The following is a 9853-nucleotide window of genomic DNA, read 5'->3' on the forward strand; positions in this document are numbered from 1 at the left end:
GCTGAGCGTCCGCAGGCCGGCGTCCGCAGGCCACCCCGGGACCACCCCGGGGGCGCTCCCCACACGACGGTGACCCCGGCACGCTTCCCCGCCGAGGCCACCGCCGTGCGGCCGCGGCGGCCACGTCCCCGTCGCCCCGCCGGACGCGGCCGAACCGTTCGCGTGCCCACGCGTCGCCCATCTCGCCCGCCCCGCAGTGTGGTTGAGCGCACCGACCGGACCGGAGGGCGGCGCCGGGTGGAGACCGCCGGCGCTTGCTAGGGTCGAGGGCATGGCACCATCGAGCAGCGCGAACCCCCCTGGACGGCTCCGGCGGGACGCGCAGCGCAATCGCGACCTCCTGCTCGCCGCCGCCCGCGACATGTACTCCCGGCAGGGCCTGGACGTGCCGCTGGACCAGATCGCCAAGGAAGCCGGCGTCGGCAACGCCACCCTCTACCGGCACTTCCCGACCCGCGAGGCGCTGATCGGCGAGGTGTTCGCGGACGCCGGGAACGGCCTGGCCACCGCGGGCGACGAGGCGCTCGCCGCCGACGACGCCTGGAGCGGCCTCGAACGGTACTTCGAGCGTATCTTCGAACTGGTCGCCGCCGACCGGGGCATCAACGACCTGGTCACCCAGGCCATCCCGACCATCCCCGGCATGATCGAGATCAGCCGTCGGCACGCCGCCACCGTGGGAGCCCTGATCGCCCGCGCCCAGGAACAGGGCACCATGCGCCGCGACGTGGCCACCATGGACCTGCTCTTCCTGCTCGGCCCGCTCTGCCGCGCCCTGCCGGCCGCCACCGAGCTGCGCCCCGACCTCTGGCGGCGCTACCTCGCCCTGCTGCTCGACGGCTTCCGGGCCCGGGCCGCCCACCCGCTGCCGGTCCCCCCGATCGGGGAGGAGCACCTGGACCGGATGTTCGCGGACCTCTGGGAGGCGGAGCCACCGCAGAGCTGAGCGGTCCGCCCGCGTCGAACGCCGTCCCCGCGCCGTGCGTCCCCGCGCCGTGCCTCCCCGCGCCCGTGCGTCCCGCGCCCCGCGCACCCCCGTCCGCGGGCGCGGTATCAGGGGCGCGTACGGAAGGACGGGCTCCGCGTCAGAACCGCGTCAACGGGAGCGGGCCGTCCGGGTACGGGCCGCTTTGCTGAGGTGGAATCGGCACCGGTCCGGTGCGCCGGCACCGGGGACCGCGGGCGGACGGAGAGGCAGGGGCGGGACCATGACGGACAGTGGTGCGGACGAGGGCCGGATCGTGGTCGGCGTCAGCGGCTCGCTCGGCAGCCTCGCCGCACTGCACCACGCGGTCGCCGAGGCCCGCCGGACGGACGTCGAGGTGCTCGCGGTGCTCTGCTGGACCCCGCCCGGCGACGAGCTCGGCTACCGCAGGACCCCCTGCCCGCCGGTGATCGACGCCGGCCGTGACGCCGCCGTGGCCCGGCTGAGGCAAGCCCTCGACGAGGCCTTCGCCGGCCGCTACGCGGGCGTCCGGCTGCGCTGCCAGACCGTACGCGGCGACACCGGCCACACCCTGGTGCGCTGCGCCGACCGGCCCGGCGACCTGCTCGTCCTCGGCGCCGGACGGGAACGCGGCCGACTCGCCCGTCTGGTGCACCCCTCGGTCGCCGCCTACTGCGTCCGGCACGCCACCTGCCCCGTCCTGGCCGTCCCGCGGCCACCGCTGCAGCGCGACCTGGAGGCCCTGGAGCGGGGCGTCGGGCTGTGCGGGCCGGCGGCGGGCAGCGGCAGCTGAGCCTGTCCCGTCCTGTCCCGTCCTGTCCCGTGCCGGGCCGACCGGACCAGTCCGCCCCAGTCGCGCATGCCCAGCGGCCATCGTCACCGCCACCGCCACCGCCACCGGCCGAGGCCGGAAGCGTCGGAGGTGTCGGGAGCGTCGGAGGTGTCGCAAACGCATCAGTCTCCGCGCCCGGCCCGGCTGCTGTCAGTCCGTATGGTTCCGGATTCCGCGCCCCGCGGCGGGTGGCTACCGTCCGAACCGTCGGACATCCGGCGGTCCGGACGGGGCCGCCGCCACGCGCCTTCCGGAGGTCACGGTGACCGCGAACCACCCCACCCGCAGGAGCATCCTCAAGTCCGCCGGCGGGCTCGGCGCCGCGCTGGCGCTCGGCGGCGCGAGCATCCTCGCGACGGCCTCGGCCGCCCGTGCCGCCGACGACGGCTTCGGGCTGCACATCACCGACCGCAACGAGGGCGACGCCCGGATGTGGTACTACCGCTTCCGGACCGCCGAGATCGGCTGGGACCCGGCCGTCAACGTGCTGCTCCCCGACGACTACCACACCAGCGGTCGCACCTACCCCGTCCTCTACCTCCTGCACGGCGGCCTCCAGGACTTCATCGAGTTCGACCGCCGGGGCGTCCGGGAGTGGACGATCGGCAAGCCGCTGATCGTCGTCATGCCCGACGGTGGCCAGGCCGGCTGGTACTCCAACCCGGTCAGCACCAACGTCGGCCCCCGCAACTGGGAGACCTTCCACATCAACCAGCTGATCCCCTGGGTCGACGCCAACTTCCGCACCTACGCCGAGCCCGAGGGCCGCGCGGTCTCCGGTTTCTCCATGGGCGGCTTCGGCGCCCTGAAGTACGCCGCCAAGTACTGGGGCCACTTCGCCTCCGTCAGCGCCCACTCCGGCCCGGCCAGCATCCGCCACAACAACGGCGCGGTCGTGCACTGGGCCAACGTCTCCTCCGCGGTCAAGGACCTGGCCGGCGGCACGATCTACGGCGCGCCCCTGTGGGACCAGGCCCGGGTCACCGCGGACAACCCGGTCGAGCGCCTGGAGAGCTACCGCAACAAGCGGATCTTCCTGGTCGCCGGCACCAGCCCCGACCCGACCAACCCCTTCGACCAGTTCAACGAGTCCGAAGTGCTGGCCGAGCAGCGGGAGTTCCGCTCCCTGCTCGACGGCGCCGGCATCCCGTACGAGGCCCACGAGGAGTCGGGCGGCCACTTCATCCGGCCCGACATGATGCAGCGCGACATCGACGGCATCATCGACCGCCTCCGCAAGGCGTGAGGGGCGCCCGGGTGGTCCGCCGCGTCTCGCGGTCGGCCCTGGCGGTGGTCGCCCTGCTGCTGCCGGTCACCGTGCCCGCCGCCCCCGCCGTGGCCGCCCCCGCCGTGGCCGCTCCCACTGTGACCGCTCCCGCCCAGGCCGCCGGGTTCGCGGCGGCCTGCCCGGCCCGCGGCCAGGTCTCCCAGCACTACTCGGCGGAGCACAACGGCATCGACATCGCCAACGACTACGGCACCCCGATCCACGCGGTCGGCGACGGCAGGGTCATCCTCTCCGGAACGGAGCCCGGATACGGCCAGTGGATCCGCATCCTGCACCCGGACGGGAGCATCACCGAGTACGGGCACATGCAGCGGCGGGACGTCTTCGAGGGCGAGGACGTGACGGCGGGCCAACAGATCGCGCTGATGGGCAGCGAGGGCAACTCCACCGGTCCGCACCTGCACCTACGGGTCTGGGCCGACCCGAACGCGTCCGTGCGCACCGACCCGGAGCCCTACCTGGCGGAGCGCGGCGTCATCGTGCCCTGCGTCCCCGGAAGCGGCCCCCGTCCCGCCCCGTTGGTGTATCCGGCGGAGTCGGGGCGGGTGGTGTCGGCACGGTCGGCGGACGGTCGTCTGGAGGTGTTCGCGGCCGGGGCGGGCGGGGTCTCCCATGCGTGGCAGACGGTGGTGAACGGTGCCTGGTCCGAGTGGGAGAGTCTCGGTGGTCCGGGTGGTCCGGGTGGTGCGGGTGGTGCGGAGTTGGCGATCGGGTCGGATGCGGACGGCCGCTTGGAGGTGTTCGCGATCAACGGCGTTACGCTCCAGCACCGTTACCAGCTTCAGCCTTCGGGCGGGTGGTCCGGTTGGGAGGACTTCGGCGGTGGGGGTCATGACATCGCCGTCGGTGCGAACCAGGACGGTCGTCTGGAGGTCTTCGCTTCGGGGCCCGCCGCGGTCTTCCACCGGTACCAGACCGCGGCCAATGGCGGTTGGTCCGGGTGGGAGGCCACCGGTGGTGGTCCTGCCGGCAGTGAGATCGAGCTCGGAAAGGCATCGGACGGCCGGTTGGAGGTGTTCGCGCTCAACGGTGCGACGTTCCGGCACCAGTGGCAGACGGCGGTCAACGGGGGCTGGTCCGGCTGGGAGGACTTCGGTGGTGGCGGGCACGATGTCACCGTCAGCCACAACCAGGACGGCCGCCTCGAGGTCTTCGCGTCCGGGCCGGCCGGTGTCTACCACAAGTACCAGACCAGTCCCACCGGTTGGTCCGGTTGGGAGGCTACCGGAGGGCCCGCCGACTCCCGGCTGACCAGCCAGATGACCGCGGACGGCCGGGCCGAGGTCTTCGCCATCAACGGCAGTACGGCGCAGCACATCTGGCAGACCGGCCTGAACGCCCCGTACGGCCAGTGGGACACCTTCGGCGGCGGCGGTAGCGAGATCGCCGCCGCCGCCAACGCGGACGGGCGGATCGAGGTGTTCGGTTCCAACACCGATGGTGTGCACCACCGTTGGCAGACCGGGTTCTCCACCTGGTCGGAGTGGGCCTGGCTGAACGCCACCCCCGGGCCCTCGTCCGGCTGACCGCGCCTGCGGCGGGCGGGGCGGCCGGCGAGCGGGAGCACGACTACTCCCGTTCACCGGCCGCCCCGCCCGTGTCGTCGCCGCGTCCGGGCACGCCGGCGCTCCCACCGAACGCCTGTACCCTGCACCGCCACCTTGTCAAGTACCGTGCGGCATCCGGTTTACTGTCGTACGCGAAGAGGTACCGTTCGTCCGTCCGGCAAGAGCCGGTGCGCGAGACGGGGGAGCGGTGCGCGGGACGGAGGAGCGGTGAGCGGGATTGTCGTCCACCTGCCGGAGGGGAACGGCGACGACACGGTGACCTTGCGGCTCGGCCCGGGGGAGCGGGTGCGCTTCGGTCGCGGCTCGGTCCGCACCCCGGTGGAGCTGCGTCTCGGGGACGAGTCGGTGTCCCGGCTGGCCGGTGAGATCCACGCGACGGACGACCACTGGCAGTTGAGCAACCTCAGCGGCACCCACGCCTACCTGGTGGAGAATCCGGAGGGCGCGGGCGAGTACCTGCGGGTCCCGCCGCGGCGGATCGGCGCGCCGATCCCCTTCGAGTTCTCCCGGGTGGTGCTGCCCTCCCGGCGGGAAATCCCGCTGTCCTTCCAGGTGTTCGCGCCCGACCACGTCTACCTGGACCCGGACGCCCGCGGCGGTTCCCGGGAGAGCCGCACCATGACGGCGTACTCGCTGGACGAGACCGCGACCTACTTCCTGGTCCTGGTCGCGCTCTGCGAACCGTGGCTGCGCGACCGTTCGCCCGCCGCCGTGCCGACCACCCCGCAGGTGGTGGAGCGGCTGCGCGGCCACCCCGCCTGTGCCCGGCTCACCGCCCGCGCGGTCAGCTCGCACCTCGACTACCTCGCCGACGAGAAGCTCCGCATCGACCTGCCCGGCGGCGACCGCGCCGACCGCCGCGGCGGCAAGCGCGAGGCCGTGGTGGGGCTCGCCCTGAAGTTCGGCATCGTCCGCGAGGAGCACCTCGCGCTCCTGCCGGGCCCCCGACCCGGCCGGTCCGGACGCTAGGGAGGGCCGGTGGCGCTGGAGGACCAGGCCTTCCCCGGGGACGGCGAGGAACTGCTGCCGGCCGGCCACCGGGTCGGCGAGTGGACCGTCACCGGGCCGATCGGCGAGGGTGGCTGGGCGACGGTCTACGCCGCCCGCCGGGCCGACGGCCAGGTCGATGAACGGGCCGACGTCCGGGTGGGCGGTCGGCCCGAGGCCGAGGCCGAGGCCGGGGACGGGGACGGGGCCGGGGACGGGGACGGAGCGGACGGCACGGTCGCCCTCAAGGTGCTGCCGACCGCCGGACTCGCCCCCCGCCAGGCCCGTCAGGTCGCCGAAGCCGCCCGGCGCGAGGCCGAGTTGGGCCGGACCGCCCCGCACCCCCGGCTGGTCAGGCTGCTCGACACCCTCGTCCTGGCCGCCCCCGACCAGCCCTCGCTCGACGGCGCGATCGTCCTGGTGATGGAACGCGCCCGGGGCACCCTGCGCGACCTGCTCGCCACAGGTGTCGACGAGGCCGAGGGCGCCCGGATCGTCACCGGCATCTGCGAGGGCCTGGCCCACCTGCACCGCTCCGGCTGGGTCCACACCGACCTCAAGCCGGAGAACGTCCTGATCGGCGCGGACGGCGAGGTCCGCCTCTCCGACTTCGGCCTCGCCATCGAGCTCACCGGTACCCACGGCCACTGCGCCCCGATGGGCACCCCCGACTACCTCCCGCCGGAGCGCTGGAAGGAGCCGCTCGGGCGGCACGGCGTCAAGGTCCGGACCACCGCCGACATCTGGGCGCTCGGCATCGTGATCCACGAGGTCTTCGCCGCCGGGAGCCGGCCGTTCCCCGGCGCCACCCCCACCGCCCGCAGCGCCGCCGCCCAGCAGTACGCGGAGGGCCGCGCCGCTCTGCGGCTGGCCGCCGCCGTCCCGCCGTTCTGGCGCGCCCTGGCCGCGGACTGCCTCGCCCCGACCCACGCCGCCCGCGCCCCGCACACCGCGGAGAGCCTGCTCGCCCGCATCCGTGCCCACCGCTCCGGTCGGCGCCCGCGCCGCCCGTACCCGCGTCCCCGCCCGCGGACCGCCCTGCTGGCCCTGGCCTCCTGCGCCACGGCCGCCGTGACCGTCACCGCGCTCTGGCCGCATCCGGGAGCCTCGGGGCAGCCCGCCCACGTCCGGGTCTTCAACGCCGAACGCGGCTGCCAGGACCGCACCGACCGTGACCCCCGGTGCAGCCTCGGCCTCGCCGTCGACCCCCTGCGCCCCTACACCGCCGACAACGTGGTTCCCGTGCGGGTCTGGCACAACGACACCCTCGACGCCGACTGCCAGCTCCCCACCGGCCTTCCGGTCATCAACGAGGAGGACCTCACCTCCACGCTCTGGTACCGCGTCCGCCTGCCGGGTCCGGCCACCGCCTGGCTCCCCGCCGTCCGTACCAGGGATCGCCCGGCCCTGCTCCGCTGCCCGTGACCGCGGCAGGCCCGGCGGTGTGCGGAACGGCTCCGGACGGTGCGGCGCCGATAGCGCGTCACCGGGGGTTCCCCTCCGATTCGGCGGATGATCACGAAGCTGGTACCGTACTTCCCGTTGCGAGGGAGTGATTCCTCCTCACGCGTCAGTGGTGCTACCAGAGCACGTCCTACTTTCAGTAGGAAGAGTCCGTGCGACCCGGGCCTGGCGCTCCGATCCGGAACGGGTCCGGTGCCGTCGACACGGCATCGGACCCGTTCCGCGTTTCCGGGGACGGTCAGGACGGCTGGCGGTCGGAGCCCAGTTCGCGGGAGATCCGCAGGCCGACCTGGGCGACCACCGGGCCGAGCGCGCGGACCCTGGCCGCGGTCATCCGCGAGGTGAGGCCGGAGACGGACAGGGCGGCGGTGACCTCGCCGGTGTGGTCGAAGATCGGGGCGGCGACGCAGCGGACCTCGGGCTCGTTCTCGCGGTCGTCGATCGAGTAGCCGCGGGCGCGGATCCGGGCGAGGTCGGCGCGGAGCCGGGGCTCGTCGGCGATGGTCCAGGCGGTCACCGGCCGCAGGCCGGCCGCGACCACCTCGGTGACGGCCTCCTCGGGGAGCCAGGCGAGGATCGCCTTCCCGGTGGCGGTGCAGTAGGCGGGTGCCCGGCTGCCGACCCGGGAGGCCATCCGGACGTTGGTCTCGTCCTCGACCTTGTCCAGGTAGACGATCCCGGGGGCCTGCCAGACGGTCAGGTGGACGGTCTCGCCCGCCTCGCGCTGGAGCCGGCGCAGGTGCTCGGCGGCGACGCTGCGCAGGTCGAGGGTGGTCAGGTAGGCCTGGCCGAGCCGCAGTGAGCCGTGGCCGAGCCGGAACCAGCCGGTCTCGCGGTCCCGGTCGAGGAGGTGCTCGTCCAGGAGGGGACCGGCCAGCCGCAGCACGGTGCTCTTGTTCAGGCCGAGGCCGTCGGCGAGTTGGGCGAGGGGCACGCCGCGTCCGTCGCCGTGGTCGCGGACGTAGCCGAGGACGGCGAGTGCGCGGCGCAGAGAGGAGGACTGGTTGCGTTCGGTCGCGGGTTTCTTGGGCGCCGTCTCCGTCATGGGTCCGTTCCCTGGTCCTGTTCTGCCGGTGTTCCCCCGCAGGTCGGCGGCGGTTGTCAGAACGTACCCGTTCGAAGCCGGATCGCCGCATCTTCGATACAACGTTGTGCAGTGCAAAACTTTCCCCAAGTCCCCCTTGTTGGCGCCGATCGCCCCCGCCTAACGTCCCTGCCATCGAGCAGGCGACGTCGCCCCACCCGAGCGCTGCGCCCTGCCGTACCCCCACCACTTCACCCACCATCGGCCCCGGTCAGGGCCTGCTTCGACGTGCCCGCCCCGGCGGCGGACGTCTCGGCGGCAGCTGTCGGGAGGGGAGGTCTCCACCATGCGACTCATCGGACGGACCGCCGCAGCCGTCGTGCTCGCCGCCGGCTGCCTGGCCGCCACCGCCTGCGCCCCCGGCACCGCCTCGCCGGCCGGCGACAAGGCCGCCGACGACCGGACCGGCACCCTGCAGGTCTGGCTGTACAACGAGGCGGGCAACGCGGCCAAGGAGGCCGTGATCGCCAAGGCCGTGACCGAGTTCCAGGCCTCCCACCAGGGCGTCACCGTCAACGTCAGCTACATCGACACCGACGCCTCGGCCCGCGCGGCCAAGATGAAGGGCGCGTTCAACGACCCGAACAGCGCCCCCGACCTGGTCGAATTCGGCAACACCGACCTGCCCGGCTACGTCGCCGCCGGAGGCCTCGCCGACATCACGGCCGAACTGGACAAGTGGAAGGACAAGGGCGACCTCGACCCTGCGATCGCCAAGACCGCCGTGGTCGACGGAAAGACCTACGGCCTGCCCTGGTGGGTCGGCGTGCGCGCGCTGTACTACCGCACCGACCTGTTCACCGAGGCGGGCCTCGCCCCGCCGACCTCGTACGCCGAACTGGTCGCCGCCAACCAGAAGATCCACGCGGCGCACCCGGACACCTTCGGCATCGCCGTCGGCGGCAAGTACACCTTCGCCGCGCTGCCCTTCGTCTGGGACGCGGGCGGCGACATCGCCACCAAGGACGGCGCCAAGTTCAAGGCGGCGATCGACTCTCCCGCCTCGCAGGCCGGGATCAAGCGCTACACCGACCTCTTCGGCGCGGACGGCTGTCCGGCCCAGCAGTGCGCGGACCTGACCGGCGGCAAGACCGTCGACCTGTTCGCGGCCGGCAAGTCCGCGATGGCGGTGCTGCTCAACTCCAACCGCGGCAAGGTCGAAGCGGGCGCCGCCAAGGGCAAGTACGGCGTGGTGCCGCTGCCCGGGGAGAAGCCCGGCTCGATCGCCCCGGCGTTCGCCGGCGGCAACAACCTGGGCGTGATGAAGGCGGCCAAGCACCGCACGCTGGCCGTCGAGTTCGCCGAGCTGCTGGCGAGCCCCGGCTACCAGGAGCAGATGTACGACGCGATGGGCAACCTGCCGACGCTGACGTCCGTCAGCGGCAAGGTCGCGGCGAAGGACGCGTTCCTGAAGCCCTTCACCGACACCATCGCGGCCGGCACCAAGTTCGTCCCGCTCGACCAGGGGTGGGCGCAGATCGACGCCCAGTCGGTGATCCCGACGATGCTCCAGCAGGTCGTCACCGGCAAGGCGGACGTGGCCAAGGCCTCGGCTGACGCCGCCGCGCAGATCTCCTCGGCCTTCGCCGCGCACTGACTCGGCGGCGTCCCCGGTGACGAGCAGGATCTTCGATGTCATCGCCGACATCCCTCCACGTGGTCGAGACTCAGGTCCGGTGGCGGC

Annotated in this window: 8 protein-coding genes; 7 read left to right on the forward strand and 1 reads right to left on the reverse strand. The window is 73.5% G+C overall.

Annotated features, from left to right (window positions below; translation table 11 throughout):
- Window positions 1-271: 271 nt before the first annotated feature.
- The 6 genes from ACWD4P_RS10275 to ACWD4P_RS10300 all read left to right on the forward strand — a co-directional run bounded on the left by ACWD4P_RS10275 (window position 272) and on the right by ACWD4P_RS10300 (window position 7046).
- Window positions 272-946, forward strand: coding sequence for a TetR/AcrR family transcriptional regulator (locus ACWD4P_RS10275; protein WP_449779306.1), 675 nt, complete (start codon window positions 272-274; stop codon window positions 944-946).
- 262 nt (window positions 947-1208) lie between these two features.
- Window positions 1209-1739, forward strand: a complete 531-nt coding sequence (locus ACWD4P_RS10280) for a universal stress protein (protein WP_359825281.1) — start codon at window positions 1209-1211, stop codon at window positions 1737-1739.
- 301 nt (window positions 1740-2040) lie between these two features.
- The gene (locus ACWD4P_RS10285; RefSeq protein ID WP_449779307.1) at window positions 2041-3024 is read left to right on the forward strand and encodes an alpha/beta hydrolase; all 984 of its coding nucleotides are present in this window, start codon (window positions 2041-2043) and stop codon (window positions 3022-3024) included.
- A gap of 11 nt (window positions 3025-3035) precedes the next feature.
- Window positions 3036-4592, forward strand: a complete 1557-nt coding sequence (locus ACWD4P_RS10290; protein ID WP_449779308.1) for a peptidoglycan DD-metalloendopeptidase family protein — start codon at window positions 3036-3038, stop codon at window positions 4590-4592.
- A 249-nt stretch (window positions 4593-4841) separates the two neighbouring features.
- Window positions 4842-5603: a serine/threonine protein kinase gene (locus ACWD4P_RS10295; RefSeq protein ID WP_449779309.1), complete on the forward strand. Its 762-nt coding sequence runs from the start codon at window positions 4842-4844 to the stop codon at window positions 5601-5603.
- A gap of 9 nt (window positions 5604-5612) precedes the next feature.
- On the forward strand, window positions 5613-7046 hold the full coding sequence (locus ACWD4P_RS10300; RefSeq protein WP_449779310.1) for a serine/threonine-protein kinase: 1434 nt from the start codon (window positions 5613-5615) through the stop codon (window positions 7044-7046).
- 277 nt (window positions 7047-7323) lie between these two features.
- Here ACWD4P_RS10300 and ACWD4P_RS10305 read toward each other — a convergent pair whose 3' ends face one another.
- Window positions 7324-8130, reverse strand: coding sequence for an IclR family transcriptional regulator (locus tag ACWD4P_RS10305; protein ID WP_359825291.1), 807 nt, complete (start codon window positions 8128-8130; stop codon window positions 7324-7326).
- A 325-nt stretch (window positions 8131-8455) separates the two neighbouring features.
- On the opposite strand from ACWD4P_RS10305, the gene ACWD4P_RS10310 reads away from it, so the two are divergent.
- Complete coding sequence (locus ACWD4P_RS10310) at window positions 8456-9766, forward strand: extracellular solute-binding protein (protein ID WP_359825294.1); 1311 nt, start codon at window positions 8456-8458, stop codon at window positions 9764-9766.
- The last annotated feature ends 87 nt before the right edge of the window (window positions 9767-9853 follow it).

The organism is Kitasatospora sp. NPDC002543 (assembly GCF_053594915.1).

Coding starts and splice junctions, on each gene's coding strand:
- ACWD4P_RS10305 (WP_359825291.1), bottom strand. CDS start 8,130: ATGACGGAGACGGCGCCCAAGAAACCCGCGACCGAACGCAACCAGTCC.
- ACWD4P_RS10280 (WP_359825281.1), top strand. CDS start 1,209: ATGACGGACAGTGGTGCGGACGAGGGCCGGATCGTGGTCGGCGTCAGC.
- ACWD4P_RS10310 (WP_359825294.1), top strand. CDS start 8,456: ATGCGACTCATCGGACGGACCGCCGCAGCCGTCGTGCTCGCCGCCGGC.
- ACWD4P_RS10275 (WP_449779306.1), top strand. CDS start 272: ATGGCACCATCGAGCAGCGCGAACCCCCCTGGACGGCTCCGGCGGGAC.